This window comes from Chryseolinea sp. T2 (assembly GCF_037203685.1).
Lineage (GTDB): Bacteria > Bacteroidota > Bacteroidia > Cytophagales > Cyclobacteriaceae > Chryseolinea.
The window spans coordinates 301209-323278 of record NZ_JBBCAU010000010.1; the positions used below are offsets into that span (position 1 = coordinate 301209).

Sequence of the window (22070 nt, forward strand, 5' to 3'; positions counted from 1 at the left end):
TTCTTACGACCGCTTTATGCATTCCAAATCAACAAACCTGTCCAGTCGTAGGCGGGATCAACAAGCCTGCCCAGCCGTAGGCGGCGTCAACAAACCTGTCCAGCGAAAGGCGGGATCAATAAATAGTGTGTTCGTACTGTTTGCGTTGGTCGCCCTGCCGGCAATAGCGCCTGGTCAAAGTCAAACGCCGGCGCCGGTCCAGCCACCCGTGACTTACATCAAGATCGACGGAGCAAGGAAGTTTCAGACATTCGACGGTATTGGAATCAATGCCAACACAAGGAGCTGGAACGGAAAGGAGCTTGAGCCGGCGCTCGACCTCCTGCTCGATTCCATGCACGCGAAGATATGGCGCGTACTCGTGGAGACCGTGGAGAAATGGGAAGATGTAAACGACAACAGCGATCCGTTCACATTTAACTGGAAGTATTACAACGCGCTTTATGAAACTCCGAAGTTTCAAAAAGTTTGGGGTATGGTAAAGTATCTGAACGATCGGGGTATCAGGGAAAATCTCATGTTCAACTTTATGGGATTTGCGCCTGAGTGGATGGGGGTGAAGGTGATCGCACCGCAGTATGAAGATGAGTACGTAGAGATGATCGTTTCATTCTTTTACTACGCGCTGAAGACGAAGAACCTTCGCTTCGGACTCATCGGTCCAACCAATGAAACAGAACATCATTGTTGTAAGGAGGGACCCCATCTCAACGGTGAACAGCACGCCCGTATCCTGCGCAAGCTTATTGACCGCATGGAGGCACTTAAGATCATGAATGGTATTAAGATCGTTGCACCCGATAACGCGAATACGGAGATAGCTATTAAAGATTACTTGCCAGCCATGATGAAGGACCCTGTCATCATGTCGCATGTGGCGCATCTGGGTGTCCACAGCTACGGCGGCTATCATAAAGGTTTCACTGACTTTGTACAACGCTCTGCCTACCCTAATTCGTCGTGGTGGGTTACCGAATGGAATGCATGGTGCCAGGGCTGCGACGAAGGTATCCTGGGAGAGTATAACTATGCATTTGCCGGCAAAGCAGTGAACCATCTGCTGGACCTGCTTCAGCACGGAGCACAGGCTGCGCTGGCGTGGGAGGGATACGACAGCTACTATGAGCATCATGCGCCATCGCCGTTCAGCTACTGGGGGATGCTCGCGTATAAGCCTGAACCAAAGTCGTATATACCGCGACCCAACTTCTATGCAATACAGCAGGTTTCGCGTTTCGTTCCAACGGGATCACGGCGAATATTTACGACTGACCTCGGCGACTCTATCCGTACGGTTGCGTACTATGATTCAGCCACGCGGCGAATAACACTGGTGGGAGTGAACACCACCAGGAGAATGCTAAGCGCTGATGTGATGCTTTCGAACCTTGCTGCTCCTGATCAGGTTGACATGTACATCACCGACGAGACGCGTCGCGTGTCGAAGGTCAACACCGTTAGAGTGAATGGCAAATCGTTTCGTATAACAGTGCCGCCCGCTGCAATCTTCACAATTACAGGTATGGCAAGCGTTGGGCGTACAGCCGTAGGTGTAAATGCAAAGCCTGCCGACTGGTATTCGGGTGATATTCATGTCCATCGAAACTGCGGCGACGAGCGTGTACTTCCTGAAAGCGAGTTGCCTTCAATGATGGAGGAAAATGATCTCGATGTAATCTCTCTTTTGGCGGACATGGGCAATGGTGAAGTCCTGAATGCGCCTGAAGACCTGAAGAAAGTGAACGGGAAGCTGGCGCCACAGTCGAAAGGCATTCGATTAATTCAATGGGACACTGAATGGCACTTTGATGCCACATATTCCAAATTCGAGCACCAGGCACTCGGCGGACACCTTGTGTTGCTGGGATTGAAGGAGGCGCACCAGATCTGGGAAGAGTCGCCATATAAGATACTGGAGTGGGCACGTAAACAGGGAGCGGTCACAGGGTTCTGCCATTTTCAGTACCTCAACGATCAGGTGCAGAATGAACTGAATTGCTGTATTCCGGTGGATTACCCCGTTGAGGCCGCGCTGGGCACCATTGACTTCGTGTCTGAAGATGTGTTTGGAGTCGGTTCGCCGGGTGCAGGATGGTTTAACAGTGAAGCGGCGATGCATGCCTACTACAGGTTGCTGAACTGCGGCTTTCGCCTCGGGCTTGCTGCCGGAACAGATTATCCATGCAATGAGAATGAACCTTTGGGAACGTTGCTCACTTATGTGAAGGTTAAAGAACAGCCTCTGACGTATAGGGCGTGGGTTGATGGAATCAGGGCCGGACGGACTGTCGTCTCCAGACGCGGTAATGCAGAGTTTCTGGACCTTCAAGTTAACAGCCAGTTCGGGCCGGGTGATGTGATTGCGCTCAGGAAAAGCGGATATGTTGAGCTCGATGTTGCGTGGTCGTCGACGGAGCAGACACCCGGTGTTATCGAGATTGTAAGGAACGGCGTGGTGGTATCGCGTCGTGAGGCAATCGTTCAGCCTGGAGTTCCGGCGCAGATGAAGGCATCGGTTGGTTTCGATAAAAGCGGTTGGTTGTGCGCACGCCGCATGGACGAGACGGGACATGTAACGCATACTGCTCCGGTTTATGTAAGCGTCAGCAACAAACCGGTTCGCGCCAGTGCAGAGGATGCACGTTATTTCGTATCGTGGATTGACAACATCCTGAAGAACACAGAGCCCGGAGGACCGTGGGCGAGGTACTTTACAAAGGACCAGCAGACGGTTCGGGACCGCTATATCAAAGCGCGAAACATCTATGATAAGATATCGAAGGAGGCAGGGGCGAAGTAATTTCAAAGAACAAACATATCCGTCAATATATCTCATCACACACTTCAACTCATACGAATGCGTTCTTTACCGATCCTTTGCGTCATCGTCTTTATCTCGTTGGGTATGTTTTGTTGTTCAAAGCAGAAGGAGACAAAGACCATCCTCCTGTTGACTTCATCAAAACACTTCGGATCATTTGCCGGCGAAATTCTGAAGACGGAAGGTTTTAACCATTACTCAAAGGACTCCATTGGTAGTCCCGCGCTGACCAGCGATACGCTAAACACTTTCGATATCGTCGTCATGACCATGACAGACGTTACCGACCACCAGGTGAAGCTGCTTACGAACTACGTTGAAGGCGGCGGTAGCCTTATCGCCTTCCGGCCGGATAAGAAGCTATATGCGCTGTTTGGCATAAAGGATTCTCAGGACACAACGCACTTTCATTATGTAAAGATCAATGATGACAACGGTCTGGGCAGAGGACTTATTCATGAGAAACTCATTTTTCATGGTGAGTTTGACAGCTACGATGTCGATGGAGGCTCGTCGATCGCCACGTTCCTGGACAAAGATGGCACAGGTTCCAGGCCTGCCGTTGTATCGAATCACCTTGGAAAAGGTCGCACGCTGGCATTTGCGTATAACCTTCCCGAAAGCATCGTATACATGAGACAGGGCAACCCGAAAAGCGCGGGACTTGAGAGAGATGGCATATTGGGAATTCGCGCCATGGATCTGTTCACGCATGGCTTTGTCGACACTACTCAGAACCTGTTGAACCCCGCTGATGAACAGATGAGACTTCTTAGCCATGGCCTGGAACAGATGAGCGGGAAACCCCTGCCGCGCATCTGGTACTTCCCGGATTCATTAAAGTGTGTGGTGACCTTAAACAATGATGGTGAAGATTCAAAGGAAGAAGAGTTTCTGAAACAGTTCAACGATGTGGCCCAACATGGCGGATCGATGACACTTTATGTTAAGGAACCTCAGTTTATTTCTCCCTCCCGCATTTCTTCCTGGATGAAGGACGGATTTGAAATCTCCGGCCACCCTGACGATACACGCCAGGCTGTTAAGCCTGACTGGAAGACTATGGACAGCGTATACACTGTTCTGAAATCAAGGCTTCAAAAGATGTACGGAATACCCACGATGAAAACCATTACCAACCACTGGTTCGTGTGGGTTGGTAACGATGCCCATGGCACTCCGAACTTTGCTGCCCAGGCGAAGCTCGAATCACAACATGGTGTTCAACTCGACTGCAACTACGCTCACTACGACAACGGTTCAGATCAGGGCCACTTCCTTGGCAAAATGGGAGTGGAGCAGGGCAACTACACCGGTACCGGCTTAACGATGAAGTTTGCTAACGGAGATGGAAAGGTCCTCGATATCTATCAGCAATTGAACAACGTCTACGATCAGCAATACATGGAGCACAAGGACCAGGACGGATACTTCGGTGCCTTCCGCGGTTTGATGGACCGAAGCCTGAATAACGAAGTGTATTCATGCATCAGCGTGAGAGCGCACAACAACGAATACTTCTTCTCTGAGATCCCGTTGATGAAAATGATTGACTATGCAAAGTCGAAGGGAGTTCCCGTATGGACTGAATTGAAGTGGCTTGAGTTCTTGCAGACCAAAGATGCGACAACTTTTGACGACATACACTGGGCCGAACCTGAACTAACTTTCACCGTGCATTCTCCTCTGGCCTTTGGCAGAGAACTTTCGTGCCTGATACCCTCTGCTTACAATGATTTAAAGGCAACTTCGGTTCTGCGGGATGGACATTCTGTTCCATTGGATATCGTGAGCATAAAGGGATTTGAATATGTGCGTATCCTTCTTAAGCCCGCTTCAACTCACCGGGTGGAAGTCAAGTTTTCGGAATGACCTGGACGCGGAAACGCACACGTTGAGGCATGAAGATTTCAATCAACGGCCATCATATACGCCGACAAAGGCAGTTCATGGAAGGATGTTGCATACTGGCGGTCTTGCACCGGATAGCGGATCAGTTGTATTTACTTTCTGGACCTGGTCTGAAGTTTGAAGCGCAGCGTATCCTTGAATAGTTCCTTGTTGCTGACGTTGAAATTCTTCAGTTCGGACACAATATTGGGATTTGTCGGGATGTTCTTCGAAACCACCTCATAGGCCATTTCCATGATCGGCTCCCGAAGTTCTGTTCTCTTCAGGTATTCGTGCCTGATGGCCTCGAGGAACGAGTCTGCGTTGGCTGCCGTCACATCCTGCCGATATACGGCGTTCAACTCCGTGTTGAACTGTTTCGAATCTTCAATATTCGAGAAGTAGTTGTTGAGGCAATTCACGGCATCCTTGTTTTGCCTCCATCCCTCGAGCAGCATCGCCTGGCCTGCTTCCGCGTTGTTGATTTTATACTTGCAGATCAATGATGCTTTGACGTACTGACCAGCCGCCTTGTACGAGCTTACCACTTTTTCATACTGTACCAACGCCTCGCGACGGTTCGAAATCAGGCAATAGAGATCGCCAGCCTTTTCATGTTGATTAAGTTCGATATAAAGATCGATTGCTTCGAGCGTGCAGTTACCGTTTTCGTAACATTCAGCTGCTTTCATCTTATCGCCAAGATGCTTCAGGTAAATCGTCGCAGCGTCCTGGTAATGCTTGCCCGCCTCGAGTGTTTGCGCGGCGGAACGGTAGTCCTTCAGCAGCTTCAGGTACACGAACGCTGCTTTCTGATGGTCCTTGTTCTTAATCAATTCATCAGCTGTTAGCCGATACTGTTGCTGCAATTCACTAAAGTGATCACCCAGCTGAGCTGATCCTGATCCTGCATTGGATGCACCTTTTGCCTGCCAGGAGAAGTCAAACCATCGCTTTGACAAGTCGAATCCGGCATTAGCATTGCCACGTGTAACGCCGCTTTCGCCGAGAGGAATAGCATATTGCAGTCCTTCAAGAGGATTCTTTCTCAGGAGGTCCATCAACTTGTCAACGCTCTTTTTATTCCGCTCTTCAAGATCGTTGAAGTCCTGTTGAAGACGCGTGCCGTTGGTGAGTGATTTGAACAGCCTGCGGAAAATTGACGGGTTAGCTTCATCGCTTGCAGATCCCTCGGTTGCAGATCCCTGGCTCGAAGATCCCTTGTCGTTGCTCTTATCACTGTCCGTCTTTTGAAACAGGAGCTGATAAAACTTCAGGCGCATCTGTTCAAGTAAGTTGAGTGGTGCGTCTTCGAACCTTTTCTGTTCCCCCACAGGATTGTTGTTCAGGTTTTCAAGAACTTCTTCCGGCGACATAGGATGTATCCGAAAGCTTCTTATAGTCATGGGAACAAATGAAGATGATGCCGGCCTGATACTGGTGCACGCATCCTTAACAGGTTCTTCAATTAGCTCCAACAGCTTCAGCGGCTCAGAAAGCTCGACCCAACCGAAGTCGGGATGGGCAACATGCATAGCCGAGGCAAATAGTTTATCCATCTCGGCCGGAAGCAGCAACGGTGATAATCGCGATCGTTCGGGAATCATCAGGTTGCGGCAAACATACTGACAGAGCTGATGCTTGCCCCGGCTGTCCGGAGGAATGATATGCTGCGTGACTATCAGATAACCCCAGATGCTGTTTGCCAACGCTCCGGGTATGGGACGGATTTCAACGTCAGCAATTGCGAGCTCCATATGCTGGAGCTCCATAATGCAATCCGCCAGCGAAGCGCCCCTGATGAGCAGCCCGTTCAGGGGATATATATTGTTATCGGCCTCAGATATTCTTATTTCCATAGTTCACAATGGTATTAATGAACCGTCCAACGTGCTTGTGAAAGAATTTTAAGACGGGGATCTTCTTCATTTCGTGAGCGGCCTGACCTCCCGTAGGTACAACGTCTACTTTAGCTCCCAGGTTCGAAGCCAGCTCCTGAACCGCTATCGCTTCGTGATGCGTGCAGAAGGAAATGAGGGCGACAGGGCAGTGTGTTGCCACATCGAGAACATGGGAGAAGGGGCGTCCGCGACGTTCAAGTAAGCGTATCAGCGCTTCCGGAGAATTGCTGCCTGCACTTTCAAGTATAACCTGATAGGTCGGTTCTTTGAAATAGTAATCATTGCCGGCGAATTCATCAGTTGTTGCTATTCCTAGAGCGGAGTCCAACGTAGTGGGTAGGTAAATAGCTGGAATCATACGATCACTGCTCCTGAGGATCACCAGCCCGGTACGATTTATCTCTACGCTGCTTCCATCTTTAAAAGTGAAGATATTATTCTCACCCGCAACTGCCATGCACGCCGAATTCTGATCTGTCGCTTGAATAAGTTTGAGATGAGCACCGTCCCTGGTAGTACCCAGCGCGTGAACATTAAATACCAATTCCCCAAGTGTATTGATATACACGCGGCTGACGTTCTTAAAGACGCCGTAATTCGAAGTGTATTTCAGAGCTGCTTCGTCGAGGACTTTCTTTCGTTGAGCAAACTTTTTCCGGTCGAAGATATCGGCCTCCTCAACCTCGCCGGTGGTGGATATGCTCCACAGGCCCCGTTGGTTACAGTGATAGAACTTTCCCGAGTCGAAAATGAACGATGGCTCCGTGTGCCGCCATTGGTCGAACACAATGCTTTGTTTTTCTCCATGCTGGAGATTTATCAATGTCAGGTCGCGATTCTGTGCGTTGAACAGAAGCAGAATATATTGTCCTGAATCATTAATGCCAATCTCATGGACATCGGTTTTATAGGGAAGGTCCCTGCATACCAGGTCCCATCCGCGTTTAGTATAACTGGCAGGATGAAAGTGACGAAGCACTGATCGCTCCGTCGTGATCTGAAAGACTTCTCCATCAGGAGCCGGGAGGATGGACTTTACCTTTCGTTCATTGCGCAGTAGAATTGGATAGTCGACGTTGAATTTCGTAACGATCTGCACCTCCTTCTTCGCTGAGTGCTGCTTCTTTTTCGCCCACAGCTTTTCGAGTGGTATCTGGATGTGCTGTATGTGCCGGATACTACGTTCTCTTTTATAAACGTCGATCGTTCCCAATGCATCTGTCAACATCACGTAGTGAATTTTTCCAGGGTGATCATTGATCACCTTCATCAAACCCGGATGCTTCATGGTTGATTTTTCCGTTACCAGGAAGATCTCATTGTTCTTAAGGTTTCCGGCATCATTAAGGAACGCTTCGAGGCTCTTGCCAGGATGAAGATTTCCGTCGAGGATTGCCAATGCGTCAATGATCTGATCGACGTTGTCTTTTGCTATCGGATAGTACTTCTCACCGCCGAGGACGAAAGCCGAGCAGGGAATGTCTGTTTTAGGATGTCTGGCGATGGCGAGCATAACGCTGAACGCCATCAGCCTCGGCGTACCCCAGTTCTTCAGCGTCGCGTCAATGAGCACCAGCCGCTTCAGATTGTTGTGTGCCGGAGGTATTTCGCGATGTATGTACAGCGCCTCATTGTTTGCCAGGCGCGAGAGAAAGGACAGATCGTCGTGCGCAAATTCCGAGATCAACAGTTTATCGAAGTCACCCTTGTTGGTGAGATCTGAAATGCCACCCAGCGGTTGCTGACTCGGAAGACTGCTGTGAACGGGTACATTTAGGCCGCCCCATAGCCATCGTATCAGCGAACCTACCTCGTGGGTCTTATGGTTACTGATCAATTCATCGATCAGATCAACCTTCGCTGTTTCGTCGTTGCCTGTTCGTTCCTCAAAGTCGATTACGATTTGTTTTGGATCCGGAATAGCGCTGATCCTATTGATAATCGACTCGACGTCCGGGAACCTGGACTCAAGCAAGCTGAGGGTACGAAAGTCATCGGTAAATACGCTGCGATGGAACTCCGTCTGAGGATCTCCAACAAGTCCTTTACGGTAATGTTCAAGTACCGATTGAGAATTCTTGACGGACAGATTGTTGTGACTTCTTTCGAAAATAGTTTGGAGTACGAGTATTCGTCTGTCGCTCTCTTTGAATGGCTGAGGCAACGAAGCGAGCAATTTCAGAAAACGGATGGCACGAGACAGATCAACGTCATCACTGGTTTTTAAGGCATTGCAAAGAATCTGGTAGACTACATCGAGCGACGCACTGCCATCATGATTCATGGCGATGTTCGCGAGAAGCAAAGATCCAAATGGCGGAAGACCCTGGCGAGAAAGCTTTTCAATAACAGAGCCCACGTAGTCGGTATAGGCTATAGTCGCTGCTTGAGGGATAGCCACTACGTTGCCTCCGTCTTCCCATTGCCAGAAATATCCGCGGTATGATTGAAAGTATTCTCTCACGCCTGTTGATTAGAGTTTTTCACAACACTCGTCCTGAACGAGCTTCTGCTGAGTGGCACAACATCTGCCTTGGGAACAAGCGAGTAAGTATTGGTAGTGCTCCAGAGTATCCAATGATCACGTCCGGGGTTTATCTTTTGTTGAACGAGGTCAGACAGCGCGAACAGTTCGAAGTCGAATCCTGTCGGTAGCAGCTGGTCTTTTCTTGACCAGTAAGTTTCGCCGGGCACGGGTAACGATGGGGATCCCAGTAAAAGGACCTGCTCGTCCGACAGCAGCGCCCATCGGATCCTGCTCAGCCGGATGTCAGGGGCAGTACTCAGATATTGTTCCAATATTCCACACGTTGTAACGACGGCGCTGGTATCGCGTTCGTTACTGGAGGCGATGATATTTACTTTGATGCGTTCACCAATGCCAAAGTAATTGTGATTCAGGGACGGGATTTTTGCCGGCAACGCCCTATCAATGTTTGTCCATAACACCGATGGGACATTGCGCTCAGGCAGGTTATGCCCAATAAGAAAAAGGCGATTTCCTTTCTCATACCAGGCAGTCTTATACGGCATGGAACGCACTTCGACGGATTGAACCTGTGCATAATCGAGTCCCTTAATCCAGATAGCGTCAGCGTCGAAAGCGATTTTCAGGTTGCTCCAGTGGCGGATGCGTGCAATATCGTCCCGTCGATCAGAGCGAAGGCTGACGTAGTAGCTCAGACTGCCGTCAGCATCTTTTTCCATAACTGATCAATCTCGTTTTGAATGTGGTCCTTGTGCTCGTTCTTCGCTACCCAGTTGCAGCGCGTTTGAACATAACGAAGTTTGTCCTTTACGATGTTCCGCTCCTCGAAGGAGAGGTTGGATGATTCCCATCGCGCGCCCAGCATCTGGACTTCTTTCATGAGTTCTTCGGCATTGGGCACTTTGTTATAACGCGCCTGTGGGTGGGCGTTGGGTTCTTCGTCGCGCTCAATGATTGAGTCTATGATGCCAGCCAGAATTTCGATTTGCTCCTCGGTGTCCCATATGTACTTAAGCACCCAGAGGTCGGACAGGGCAGCCGTTGTGCGGTTGCTGATCAGAGCGCTGGCGGCTATCAGGTTCTGGATTTTTACCGCACGCCGGTCGGAAACCTTTATACCAGTAGTACGCAGGTTGTGGATAACATCGATGAGTTGTTTGCGCACAGGAGCTAAGTCCACCTTTCTGCTCTGCTGTTGCAGGTCTATGATTTCGGCTGGCGTGATGGTTGGCCTTTCAGTGTGGTTGCGCTCCATGTTCCATCCGGACACAAGCACTTCACCCAGGAGGTCGGTATCAACATAGTCGCACTGAATGCGGATCAGAAACCTATCGAGCAGTGCATTCAGTGCCTCGTCTTCCGGCAGTACGTTGCTCGCCGAAACGAACATCAATACCGGGAGCTTTCGCGTTTCCTTGCCCCGTCTGAAGATGCGTTCATTCAATGCCATCAGAAGACTATTCAATATGGCGCTGTTCGCATTGAAAATTTCATCGAGAAACACGATGGAAGCCTCAGGCATCATGCCTTCTGTGTTCGTTACAAGCTCACCTTCTTTCAGTTTCCGTATGTCGAACGGGCCAAAAATCTCGCTCGGCTCCGTGAACCTGGTGAGGAGATATTCAAAATTACGGCCACTCTCAATGCAGTCTGAGAGTTGTCTGATGATTGCGCTCTTTGCAGTGCCAGGAGGTCCCAGCAGGAAAGCGTTTTCCTTTGCAATAAGGCTGATGCCGAGCAGGTCTACGATATCATTTTTGCCAACGAAGGAGTTCTTAACATAGTCCAGAACACTGTTCAGCTTTTCAATACTTTTCATGACTTATTTAAGCTATCTGTAAATTCTTTCCATAATGTGGTCCCATACATACCCATGGAGGCGCGAATAGATCCGGCGAAGACAGGATGAGTTGAAAGTGTAAGATTCCGATAGGAGGTAATACGGTTAACGTATAACGCAAGCAGGCATCGATCGGAGCCAACGGTATTAAAATCAAGCTTCTGATTGTCGAGTGGATAGGACACGGCGGAAAAGTGCCATTGGTAAAGGCGTTCTTCAATCAGTTCGATGAGCGGATCTTCCTGGTCTATCAACTTCAACTGTTGAATCATTGAAGGCAAAAAGCGAAGGCAGAGATCTGCCGATACAATAGCCGATGCATTCATGTTGCCGGTGTACGCCTGCAAAACTGTTCCGAGATCCTCGGGCGCATGGTCACGATATAATATCAACTGCGCGCATCGGTATGCGTCCGTTGCGGCCCAGACGGCAGCACGGCGATCAAAAGAAGGACCTCCCTCGGGAAAATCCAATGCTTCCCTCTTAAACTCTTCTTCGAGGAATGCTGCCACTGCATTTTCATCTTCGACACTGACTGAGAACGTGTTCCCGAAAATAAGGACTTCCTCGTTCTGCCTCAGCCGCCGGATAAAACTCACGAAGGGTGTAGTTGGGTCGGAATTCATGGTTCTGTGTGCAAGATCTTACCTGACGGCCTGTTGAACAACCGTATAGCCGCATCATGTAGTTTTATAAGCGATTTTGCAAAAAACTGAAACGCAGACATCAGAAGATGATGAACTCTGCCTGTAATTAGTTGTATCGCCCGTTGAAAATACATCGTACAGGTTGTTATATTTAGTCTTTAACTGTTAAAAATGATCTCAAAGAACTTAACATCCCTCAATGGAAAGTCTGTCAGAGACTACAATGCAAAAACTGGTGTGCAAAACGTTGATTCTGTCATTTACCGCCTTCGGGTTACCTACGATTCTGCCAACGAAGGTGTGAACGTACCCGATCTGCTGAGGCAGTTCTGTGCGGATAGCAATGCCGTTAATGTCGAAGAATTGATTATCGGGGCCTTTGACTTTGAAGGAGGAGATTCTCAGGACGTTGTTGATGCCTTGGTTGAATGCGCTTCAAAGCTTCCGCAGCTGAGTGTGCTGTTCATCGGCGATATCACTTACGAAGAGAATGAGATTTCCTGGATTAATCAAAGCGACGTCGGTCCGGTGTTACACGCTTATCCCGGGCTGGAGTACTTCAGGGTGCGGGGAGGAAATGGCTTAAGCCTTGGTAAAGTACTTCAGCATAACAAGTTGAAGTTTCTTATCGTAGAATCCGGTGGCCTTCCGTCCAACGTTATTGAACAGGTAAGCCAGGCAAGCTTGCCGAACCTGGAGCACCTTGAACTTTGGCTCGGTTCCGACAACTATGGATTTGAATCAAAGGCGGAGGATTTTCGTGCGATACTCACTGGAGACAAGTTTCCCAGGCTGCGCTATCTCGGTTTGCGCGATAGTGAAATCGCCGATGACCTTGCAGTTGCTCTGCAAAACGCCGGCGTCCTAAATAAAATTGAAAGCCTCGATCTTTCGATGGGCACTCTTACGGATGAAGGAGCGAAGGCACTTATCAACAATCCGGCCATCAAAAAATTGAAAATGCTCGATCTCCATCATCACTTCATGTCTGAAGAAGTAAGCAAGCAGTTCTCTCAGCTCGGAATTACTGTTAATGTTGACGACAGGCAGGAATCCGACGATGGGTATCGCTATGTTCAGGTAGCGGAGTAATATGCATATCGTTCTGGTATGTAACCCGGGGAATCGCAGGGCGAAAATGTTCTGCGATGCCATGCGACGGTTACGACTACCCGATGCACAGGTGCTCAGTTATCAGGACATTCTGGACGGAAACGTGAGCGTCGCTGACTACCTGACGCCCTCTGCGTTGCTGCGTATAGAATCGCCTGGTGAAGACTTCGGGATTGAGAAACGGCTTATTGCCCTGGGCGCCGCCATCAACTGTAACGGGCGGGCTGAGCGCATTTCGTTTGAAGACGCTTTGCGACTCGGGTCCGACCATGGGAGAATAAGATTTCTAAGACAATGGTACCTGGGGTATGATCACCTGCTGCAGCGCCTGGGCATTGACGTGACTCAAAGTGGTTGCCGCGTGTTCAATTCCCCAGAATCCATCGGACTGATGTTTGATAAAGTTCGGTGTCACGACCTGTTGAAGAGCAATGGCGTACCGGTGCCGGAACGAACCATTTCCGCTAAAGGATATGACGAACTCAGGCAGGCGTTGCGAAACCAGCAGTTTAAGAGGGTGTTTGTGAAACCGGCTCATGGCTCGTCCGCTTCCGGCGTAATCGCGTACCGGATGCAGGGCGACAAGGAGGAAGTGTTCACATCGGTCGAGCTGGTTGAGAACGGCAGCGAATATCGTCTTTATAACACGCTCCAGCCCAGGCGTTACAACGATCGGGGGCAAATTCGACGCATCGTGAATTTTATTCTCTCTGAAGGAGCAATTATTGAAGAGTGGATCCCCAAGGAAACTTTGAACAGCAAGTTCTTCGACGTTCGCGTGGTGGTAATTAACGGTAGGGCCAGGGTTGTCCTTCCGAGATTGAGTAATGGAGCGATCACCAATCTCCATTTAGGCAACGAGAGAGGAGAGAGCCTCGAATTACAACAGTTGATGGGTGAACGGTTCGCCGGGCTTGCGGCTTGTGCCGAGCGTGCTGCAGTAACAGCAGGCGCGTTCTATGCTGGCGTCGACGTTCTGGTAACCGCAGGGTCCCATCAACCACGGGTGCTTGAACTGAATGCTTTTGGCGACCTGTTGCCAGGTGTATCTACGAATACCGGCGATGATCTGTATACATGTGCATTAAAGGAGCGATTGAATGAGACATCAGATTTTTGAGTCCGTAGCTGCAGTTTTTTTCGATATTGACAATACGCTGGTCGCAAGAGACATCTCGTTACGGACCATCTTACCGGGCTGGCTTTTGAAGCATGCACCTCATCTCGACGGCGCTGAACTCCCGGACCATGTTGACCAGATCATGGATTATGATCGAAGCGGATTTACTGATCGTCATGAGTTTGCAACATGGATACGGCGACGATACTTAAGGAAAGAGTTCGCGACGAGTCAGATCATTTCTGATTTTGCGAAAGCCATCTCAGAAAACATCAGACGTGATGATAGCGTGATCGACTTCGTGCTTTCACTACGGAAGGGCTATACTACGGGGATTATTTCCAATGGATCCGGGCGTAGCCAGCGCCTGAAGCTTGACAGAGCTGGATTGCAGGGCGCCTTTGATGACGACAAGATCTATATTGAAGGAGAGCGGGGTATGGGCAAGCCCGATCCGGAAATGTTGCTATTGCCTTTTCACGAGCACGGGATCATTCCTGATCGGATTCTTTTCATTGGCGATCATCCGCAGGAAGACATGTCCGGAGCAGCTAGTGTAGGAATGAAGACCTGCTGGATCCGCGGACACCAGGCATTGTCAGAAGTGCCCATTAAGCCCGACGTTATCGTCGAATCTATCCATGATCTTTTTCCTTAACGCGGCGTTCTTATGATAAACATGAACGAAATAGTGGGAACACATTCCATATTGTTCTTAACATTGGATACGCTGCGACACGACGTTGCCGCCAGTGCCTTCGCCGAGGGTACAACACCCAATCTTACTAAGCTCGTTGCCGAAGGATGGGAGGAACGCCATACGCCCGGTACATTTACATGGGCAGCGCATCAGGCATTCTTTGCCGGATTTCTTCCAACACCCGCAGCACCCGGAAGACATCCCCGTTTGTTTGCCGCCGACTTCGAAGGCAGCGAAACGACAACGAAAAATACATTTGTTTTTAAAGAGACAGACATTGTTTCTGCCTTGAGAACATTAAAGTATCGTACCGTTTGTATCGGTGGCGTCGGATTCTTTAACAAACGAACCGCACTTGGTAACGCAATGCCCTCATTGTTTGAAGAAAGCTCCTGGAACGAAACATTTGGAGTTACTGATCCGGAATCCGCCCGCAATCAATTCAGCTATGCGGCGCAATGGATACGTGAAGTAAAAAACGACGAGAAGTTTTTTATGTTCATTAATGTATCGGCGATTCATCAGCCAAACTATTTTTATAAGGCCGGAGAAGCAAGCGATTCACTGGCAACACACCGGTCTGCGCTGGAATACGTTGACAGCTGTTTACCCATTCTGACGGATGCATTGGCTTTGCATGGCGATACGTTTTGTATCTTGTGCGCAGACCACGGAACGGCATACGGAGAAGAGGGATACACTGGTCATCGCTTTTCACATCCGGTCGTACTCACCGTTCCCTATGCAGAGACCATATTAAAGAAACGGGATGAATAGTATCGGAGAAAAGTTTTTAGCGAACCCATATCAGGGCTATGCGTATTCCTATCCGCATAAAACTTCGTATCGTCCGTTTATCGATCCATTGCCTCTTGAAAATGTATGGAGTGATGAGAATCACGAGTCGTTGTTTCTATACCTGCATATTCCATTCTGCGAGATGCGTTGTGGATTCTGCAATCTCTTTACCATGGCCAATCCGCACGAAGGAAAGGTAGGCCAGTATCTTCATGCGTTGGAGCGCCAGGCGCGGGTAGTCAGATCTGTTCTCGGCGATGCAAAGTTCAGCCAGCTGGCCGTCGGAGGAGGAACACCGAGTTTCCTGGAAGAGAATGAACTTGAGAGGCTCTTTTCAATTATCGAAGATACGATGGGCGCGCGGCCATCGGATGTCCCCATGTCCTTTGAAGTCTCGCCGAAGACCGTAACGAAAGCTAAATTGAAATACCTGTTCGACCGGGGTGTAGATCGTGTCAGCATTGGCATTCAGAGCTTCCTGGAGGAGGAGAGTAAGCTGCTTGGACGATCACAACGAAATACAGAAGTGTTTCACGCGCTTGATTCGATAAAGGAGCAGGGGTTCCCTACGCTGAATATCGACCTCATTTATGGCGGGGCAGGCCAGACGTCCGCGACATGGAAGCATACGCTGAACAAAACGCTGAGCTTCGATCCCGGAGAAATTTATCTGTATCCGCTTTACGTGCGCCCGCTCACGGGCCTGGAGAAAATGGGCATGAGCTGGGACAACCATCGTCTTCAGCTTTATCGCGAAGGGCGTGACTTGCTATTGAGCAACGGCTATGAACAGGTTTCAATGAGAATGTTCAGAAAGCGACAGGGATTACATCAGAAGAACAGCATCGGTTATTGTTGCCAGGAGGATGGAATGGTTGGACTTGGATCGGGTGCTCGTTCGTACACAAGAAGGATTCACTATTCAAGCGAATATGCGGTCGGCAGAAAGGGTGTAATGGATATTATTAATCATTATACTCACGAGACCGACGAAGCGTTTTCGTTTGCCCACTACGGCATCTGCCTCAATAACGAAGAACAAAAGAGGCGGTACATGATTAAATCTTTGCTGCATGGCGATGGCTTGAATGAGGCACGATACCGGAACATGTTCACCACAGATGTGATGACGGACTTTCCTCAGTTGCCGCAGCTGTTGGATGCGGGTATGGCATACGTTACGGGTGATGATGAGGTAAAGTTAACGATGGCCGGCATGGAACTTTCGGACAGTATCGGCCCGTGGCTGTACTCAGAAGATGTATACGGTCTTATGAATGTCTACGAACTTCGATGACCTATTCTATACTATATCGCGGACCATTGTCAAGCTGCAACTACGGATGCAATTATTGTCCGTTCAGCAAGACAAAGAATTCGCGCGCCGAACTTGCCGACGATCGCCTTAAGCTGAACCGATTTGTGTCATGGATCGCCTCGCACCCTCAGCACGAAATTAACATACTCTTCACGCCATGGGGCGAGGCATTGATTCGAAAATATTATCAGGATGCGCTCGTCGTGCTCAGTCATTTGCCAAACGTCCGGAGAGTATCCATTCAAACCAATCTGTCGTGTGGAACCGCGTGGCTGGGCAAAGCAAACAAGAAGACGATAACGCTATGGACGACGTATCATCCAACGGAGGTTTCAATGAAATCATTTACTTCGAAGTGCAATGAACTCGACAGGTTGGGAGTAAGGTATTGTGTAGGAGTTGTAGGCTTCAAAGAGTATATCGACGAGGTGCGCCAACTTCGTGCCGCGATACATTCTGATGTTTACCTTTGGGTAAATGCTTATAAGCGCGAGCAGGACTACTACAGCAGCGCCGACGTAGAGGCGTTTAAAAAAATTGATCACCTCTTCGAGTACAATACAAAATATTATCCCAGCGAGGGCAGGAGGTGTGATACGGGGCGGTCTGTTTTCAGTGTTGATGGCAACGGCGACATGTACCGGTGTCATTTCATCAGAACAAGGATAGGTAACATCTATGAGGAGGGATTCGAAAGCAATCTCTTCGAACGGGCATGTACAAATGCAACCTGTGGCTGTCATATTGGTTATATTCACATGCCCGGCCTGAGCATGAATGAAGTATTTGGCGGAGGAGCATTGGAACGGATTCCCGTGACCGCCCCCGCATAGTGAGCCCGTTGTTCGGCGAGCTTCAAGCGTATCGTCTAATTAACCTGCTGAGTGAACATGTACACATTATCCAGTGGACCTGGTCCAAATAATGCCGACGCGGCAAACTCTTCCAACACTTTTTCATAGGTAAGTTCTTCGCGCTGGACGCCTGTGACGGCCAGTGCATTGACCTGATTAGGCGACGGAAGAAACGGATACTTGTTCGTCAGCTCCTGAGGGAACTGTTGAAACTGGAAATCGATGGTCGAGTTTTGCGTCTTCGGCTGAACGACCAGGTGCAAGTAAGCCAGTTCAGCAGTGGTCTGAGCAAACCTTGTGACGACGTAGTCAAAAGAAAGGCTTGAAACAGCTCTGAAGTCGTTCAATGTCTTAAGGCGGGCAATAATATCGAAGTCGGGGAATGAAGGTTGCTCGACAATAGATTTGCCGACGGCTGAAAAGTATCGCGACTTGCCAGGCATTGAACTTTGGACCTGGGTTCTGTAAGAGGAATATCCGTTGTCATAACCGAGCTTCTCCTGTGATCCTCCCTTTTCACTGTAAATACCGCTCATTTCAAAGGGAAGGTTGTCCTTATTGAACGCTTGCAAATAAACGAAGTGATAAACGTTCTCCGGGAGATTCATCGTGAAAGTTTTGTCCGCGATCTTACCCTGCGTTGCAGCATCGATGTTGACCGTCGTAGGAACGGCAAGATTATCGTAGCGGACGTAATATGGGCCGTCACTTTTGTAAAGCGTTACCAATACGTCGGAAGGGCTTTTACCGATATCCACATTGTAACTGTAATTTGATCCTGTAAAGCTGCCGGACAAGCCACCTGTGCCTGTCGAAGAAGAAACTGTCAGAGGCTGGTTCGGAAACGTTCGGCTTGCTGAAGGTGTATAATTGGTGACATTTACGGTCAGCTTTGGATACGTTCCTGGCACTGAAGAGCCTCCTTTCACCAGCCATCGTGATCCGGGAGTAACAGACGTATAAGTATGAGCTTTTATCTGTTTCTGCCCGGTCGATGATTTCGGAATTGAAAGAAAGTGGATCGTAAACAATCCATCGTTCGGAACAGTACCTTTCAGAGTTACCGTTTCTCCACTTTCAAATTCCTGCCATGTAATCCATTCACCGGAATTGGAGCTCGCCAGCACCCAATTGTCATCCTCTGCAGTAGGAAAGGTTTGATCGACCTGCACGGTGAAAAAGTCGGTAGGACCTGCTGGCGCCGGATCATCATTATTGCAGGAAAAACAACACAGGAGTACAAGAGTAAGCGCTAGGCTTCCGAAGATTTGAAATTTCATTGTGAACAACGTTTAAGCTATATGTATTTATGAAGGTAACCTAAGTTTGACAAAGATCCATGACGATTTGATTTGATTTCTTACATTGTGAATATGCCTGCCTGGACCTCGCTATTGCTTATGTTACCTGCTTAGGATCGTTACCGCTTAGAATAGTATGTCTTTTGCATGTTTGCTGTAGTCTGCATTCTTCTTGAATATCTTGCCATTCTCTATAGTGAAAAGGCAAGTGTTCGGCGAAGCTCAATTGCTTTGACAGCCGGCATTACAGGCATGTTTGTCGTTTACCTTTTGTATCGTCGGGTTTACTTGTGAGCTTATGAAATCCAATTTAATGTTAAGGTCAACCTTTCCAATAACGTTGGTACTTTCGTCCTCAACCTTAACAAATGTCCTGTTGGGATTCTTACTGATTGGTCCATTGGCAGGCATGGGATTAGGCTCAATCGTCTATGATGGCGATTTGATGAGCGACATCAATGACCATCAGTCCAGCTCCGCTCTTGCTTTTGCATTAATGCTGAAACAGGGTGCAACAACACTTGTTGGCTTGATCCTGATTCCAATTATCCAGATTCTAGTCATTGAGAGGAAGCCGCTTTCAGGCTTATTTCCGCAAGCGTCGTGGCATCCCACGCTGCTACTATTGGTTTCCATAGCCACGATTCTGCTGATCGTTGCAGTTTCGCCGATCATCATATGGAACGCTGCCTGGGAGCTTCCCGTGGTGCTGAGTGATTTTGAACGTTGGGCGTTAACAGCGCAGGCGCGTAGCGTCCACGTTGTATCGATCTTAACTAGTCAGACAAGCATACCATACATCTTTGGTGCCGCCATTGTTACTGTATTCCTTCCAGCCATCGGTGAGGAGCTTGTCTTTCGTGGAATCATCCAGAATCAGTTAATGGGTAAGTCAAACAACCATCATCTTGCCATCTGGGGTGCCGCAATGATATTTAGTCTTGCTCACTTTCACATTTATGGGCTAGTACCCAGAGTATTGTTTGGTGCATTATTTGGATATGCATACCATTGGTCGGGAAATCTTCTATACCCGATCATCATGCATTTCGTTAACAATGCGTTCGTTCTTATGTTGTCCTATCACACGATGCCTTATTCTGATCAATTTGGCGTGGACCAATCGAATTCGTTACCCACTATCTGGGTGATATTAGCGGCAACGACTTTCGCAGCAACTGTCTTCCTCATTTATCGGATTCGCCTGAAAATCATTGGCAACTGAATCTTTCTGTAACGTTAGTGGATTTAGCAGCAGACCAACGCATGTGTTGCAGGTCTTTTATACCTCCTATAATTCTTCAATTCACAGCAATCCGGTCTGCGATCTCCTGGTAACGTGGATCGTCACGAACGGACTTAAAAAATGGATACTGAATGTAATAAATGATGGGCGCCATCCTCTTCTCAACGCACTGTTCGATATAGTAGATCACCTTGTCCACATCGCCAAGCCCCAGCCAGATTGTTAGCAGGTCGGCATCGATAAGAGTTCCTGGTTCTTCTATCTGTCGTTGCTCCAGTTTGGCCACGCACTCCATGGCTTCTTCGCGCCGGCCGAGTTTACCCAATGCAAAACCAAGGCCCATCAGTCCTTTTAACGGATGATTGGTAAGGCGATGCACTTCCTGAAAATATTCAAGCGCGCCCTGCCAGTTCCCCTTCATGCCCGTGGCCCAGGCTTTGATCTCAATGCTGCTGCGCATTGTCGGATTGATCTCCAGTATTTTATCCGCCTGGCGTATAGCGTCGTCGTAGCGCTCGCCAAAGAGATATACATTGGCCAGCGCATGACTCATGATGGCAGAAAGCGGATCTGATTTAACCGCTTCTTCCATTGCCGCGACGGCCAGGTCGCGTTCTCCTTTGATCACATAGTAAAACGAAAGCAATCTGCTCGCTGCAGTGCTTCCGGGACTTACGCGCTTTGCTTCTTTCAATGCCTCGTATCCTTCTTTCCATTTCCATTCGTACATCAGGAAGGCCGAAGCCTTAGCTACATATCCTTCGGGTATTTTATCATCGAGTTCAATCGCCCGGTCGGCATGTTGTTTAACCAGTTTGAAGGCGTCTTCAGGTACCATATTACCGGATGATCCAAGTGCACTGTAGGTCAGCGCAATCATCGCGTGAGCAAGCGCATAGCCAGGCTCAAGCGCAATGGCCTGTTCGAAACATTCGAGCGCATGGCGGTTGTCGGCAGGAGTGAGGCGGTTCCAGAAGTGAAGTCCGCGGAGATAGTTTGTGTAGGCCTCAACGTTTCTCACGGCCTGTCGCCCGTGGAGGTCGCGCTGGTCAGGATCCAGGTTTTCGCGGAGCTTGTTAGCAATGATTCCGCTGATCTCGTCCTGTACTTCGAAAATGTCTGTCAGCTGGCGGTCGTACGTCTCGCTCCACAGGTGATAGCCGTCGACGGCATTGATCAGCTGCGCCGTGATGCGTACGCGGTTGCCTGATTTCCTCACGCTTCCTTCCAGTACCTTGTCGACATTCAACTGTATGCCGATGTCGCGGATGTCGACGTTCTTTCCTTTGAAGACGAAGACCGACGTTCTGCTCGTTACCTGAAGGCCCTCTACTTTTGTGAGCGCATTTAACAGTTCCTCCGTGATACCATCACTGAAATATTCGTTGTCGATATCGGAACTCATGTTCACGAAGGGCAGTACGGCCACACGATTTGAGGGCTGCTGTGTCTTGCCATGAAGCGACGAGCGCGAAGGCACAACGATACCGGTATTCGCAATGGCAAAGACCTTCATAGGTTTGACAACGTTCTTAAACTCGAAGTGACCCAGCTCCTTCGTTGAAAGCGTATTATGATTTTTGATATCGTCCTGCACTCTTTCAGAAATCAGTACGCTGCCACTGATAGCCAGGGACTCTATACGTGAAGCCAGGTTGACACCGTCGCCATAAACGGCGCCATCTTCGATGTTAATGTCACCGCTGTGAATGCCAATCCTCAGTTCGACGTTTGGTTCCTGTTGAACGTCGCGCTGAATGTCGACAGCGCAGTTTACGGCGTCGAGGGCGCTGTTGAATATGAAGAGACAGCCGTCGCCGTAATGTTGAAGGATCTGCCCCCGATGCATCCCGACCCGATCATCGAGCACGTCCCTGAAACGCGCCCGCTTTTGACGCGCCAGCGATTCGTTGACCTGCATCAACGCTGTATAACCAACCATGTCTGCAAATACAATCGCTGCCAGTTGACGCATGCCTAAAAGTAAATAAAACGGGCACAAACTATTGCCGGCTTTTTTGTTATTTCCGTTG

Annotated in this window: 16 protein-coding genes; 9 read left to right on the top strand and 7 right to left on the bottom strand. The window is 49.0% G+C overall.

Features of this window, described 5'->3' with window-relative positions; translation table 11 throughout:
• Window positions 1-127: 127 nt before the first annotated feature.
• Together WBG78_RS27565 and WBG78_RS27570 are read left to right on the top strand one after the other, a co-directional pair.
• Window positions 128-2800 carry a CehA/McbA family metallohydrolase gene (locus tag WBG78_RS27565; protein WP_337329748.1) on the top strand — a complete coding sequence of 891 codons (2673 nt, stop codon included), beginning with the start codon at window positions 128-130 and terminating at the stop codon, window positions 2798-2800.
• A gap of 57 nt (window positions 2801-2857) precedes the next feature.
• Window positions 2858-4693, top strand: coding sequence for a hypothetical protein (locus WBG78_RS27570; protein ID WP_337329749.1), 1836 nt, complete (start codon window positions 2858-2860; stop codon window positions 4691-4693).
• Between the two features lie 131 nt (window positions 4694-4824).
• On the opposite strand, the gene WBG78_RS27575 is transcribed toward WBG78_RS27570, so the two are convergent.
• Genes WBG78_RS27575 through WBG78_RS27595 form a run of 5 tightly spaced genes read right to left on the bottom strand, consistent with a single transcriptional unit; the run spans window position 4825 to window position 11566 of the window.
• Complete coding sequence (locus WBG78_RS27575; RefSeq protein ID WP_337329750.1) at window positions 4825-6570, bottom strand: hypothetical protein; 1746 nt, start codon at window positions 6568-6570, stop codon at window positions 4825-4827.
• Window positions 6551-9076: a hypothetical protein gene (locus WBG78_RS27580; protein ID WP_337329751.1), complete on the bottom strand. Its 2526-nt coding sequence runs from the start codon at window positions 9074-9076 to the stop codon at window positions 6551-6553. Before WBG78_RS27580 ends, WBG78_RS27575 begins: the two co-directional genes overlap by 20 nt.
• Complete coding sequence (locus tag WBG78_RS27585; RefSeq protein ID WP_337329752.1) at window positions 9073-9819, bottom strand: hypothetical protein; 747 nt, start codon at window positions 9817-9819, stop codon at window positions 9073-9075. The genes WBG78_RS27580 and WBG78_RS27585 overlap by 4 nt, the downstream gene beginning before the upstream one ends.
• The gene (locus WBG78_RS27590; RefSeq protein ID WP_337329753.1) at window positions 9792-10919 is read right to left on the bottom strand and encodes an AAA family ATPase; all 1128 of its coding nucleotides are present in this window, start codon (window positions 10917-10919) and stop codon (window positions 9792-9794) included. Before WBG78_RS27590 ends, WBG78_RS27585 begins: the two co-directional genes overlap by 28 nt.
• Window positions 10916-11566, bottom strand: a complete 651-nt coding sequence (locus WBG78_RS27595; RefSeq protein ID WP_337329754.1) for a hypothetical protein — start codon at window positions 11564-11566, stop codon at window positions 10916-10918. The genes WBG78_RS27590 and WBG78_RS27595 overlap by 4 nt, the downstream gene beginning before the upstream one ends.
• Before the next feature lie 192 nt (window positions 11567-11758).
• On the opposite strand from WBG78_RS27595, the gene WBG78_RS27600 reads away from it, so the two are divergent.
• Genes WBG78_RS27600 through WBG78_RS27625 form a run of 6 tightly spaced genes read left to right on the top strand, consistent with a single transcriptional unit; the run spans window position 11759 to window position 17469 of the window.
• On the top strand, window positions 11759-12679 hold the full coding sequence (locus WBG78_RS27600) for an STM4015 family protein (RefSeq protein ID WP_337329755.1): 921 nt from the start codon (window positions 11759-11761) through the stop codon (window positions 12677-12679).
• 1 nt (window position 12680) lies between these two features.
• Window positions 12681-13820, top strand: coding sequence for an STM4014 family protein (locus tag WBG78_RS27605; protein WP_337329756.1), 1140 nt, complete (start codon window positions 12681-12683; stop codon window positions 13818-13820).
• Entirely contained in the window at window positions 13801-14478 is a 678-nt protein-coding gene (locus WBG78_RS27610; RefSeq protein ID WP_337329757.1) for an HAD family hydrolase, read from the top strand. The genes WBG78_RS27605 and WBG78_RS27610 overlap by 20 nt, the downstream gene beginning before the upstream one ends.
• Window positions 14479-14499: 21 nt before the next feature.
• A complete protein-coding gene (locus WBG78_RS27615) occupies window positions 14500-15297 on the top strand; it encodes an STM4013/SEN3800 family hydrolase (protein WP_337329758.1) in 798 nt (265 codons plus the stop codon).
• A complete protein-coding gene (locus WBG78_RS27620) occupies window positions 15290-16615 on the top strand; it encodes an STM4012 family radical SAM protein (protein WP_337329759.1) in 1326 nt (441 codons plus the stop codon). Before WBG78_RS27615 ends, WBG78_RS27620 begins: the two co-directional genes overlap by 8 nt.
• Window positions 16612-17469: an STM4011 family radical SAM protein gene (locus WBG78_RS27625; RefSeq protein ID WP_337329760.1), complete on the top strand. Its 858-nt coding sequence runs from the start codon at window positions 16612-16614 to the stop codon at window positions 17467-17469. Before WBG78_RS27620 ends, WBG78_RS27625 begins: the two co-directional genes overlap by 4 nt.
• A gap of 35 nt (window positions 17470-17504) precedes the next feature.
• Here the strand turns inward: WBG78_RS27625 and WBG78_RS27630 are convergent, their stop codons facing one another.
• The gene (locus tag WBG78_RS27630) at window positions 17505-18770 is read right to left on the bottom strand and encodes a hypothetical protein (protein ID WP_337329761.1); all 1266 of its coding nucleotides are present in this window, start codon (window positions 18768-18770) and stop codon (window positions 17505-17507) included.
• Between the two features lie 319 nt (window positions 18771-19089).
• Between WBG78_RS27630 and WBG78_RS27635 the strand changes: the two genes are divergently transcribed.
• Window positions 19090-20016, top strand: coding sequence for a CPBP family intramembrane glutamic endopeptidase (locus WBG78_RS27635; RefSeq protein ID WP_337329762.1), 927 nt, complete (start codon window positions 19090-19092; stop codon window positions 20014-20016).
• Window positions 20017-20092: 76 nt separating this feature from the next.
• Here WBG78_RS27635 and WBG78_RS27640 read toward each other — a convergent pair whose 3' ends face one another.
• Window positions 20093-22012, bottom strand: a complete 1920-nt coding sequence (locus tag WBG78_RS27640) for an adenylate/guanylate cyclase domain-containing protein (RefSeq protein ID WP_337329763.1) — start codon at window positions 22010-22012, stop codon at window positions 20093-20095.
• Window positions 22013-22070 lie beyond the last annotated feature (58 nt).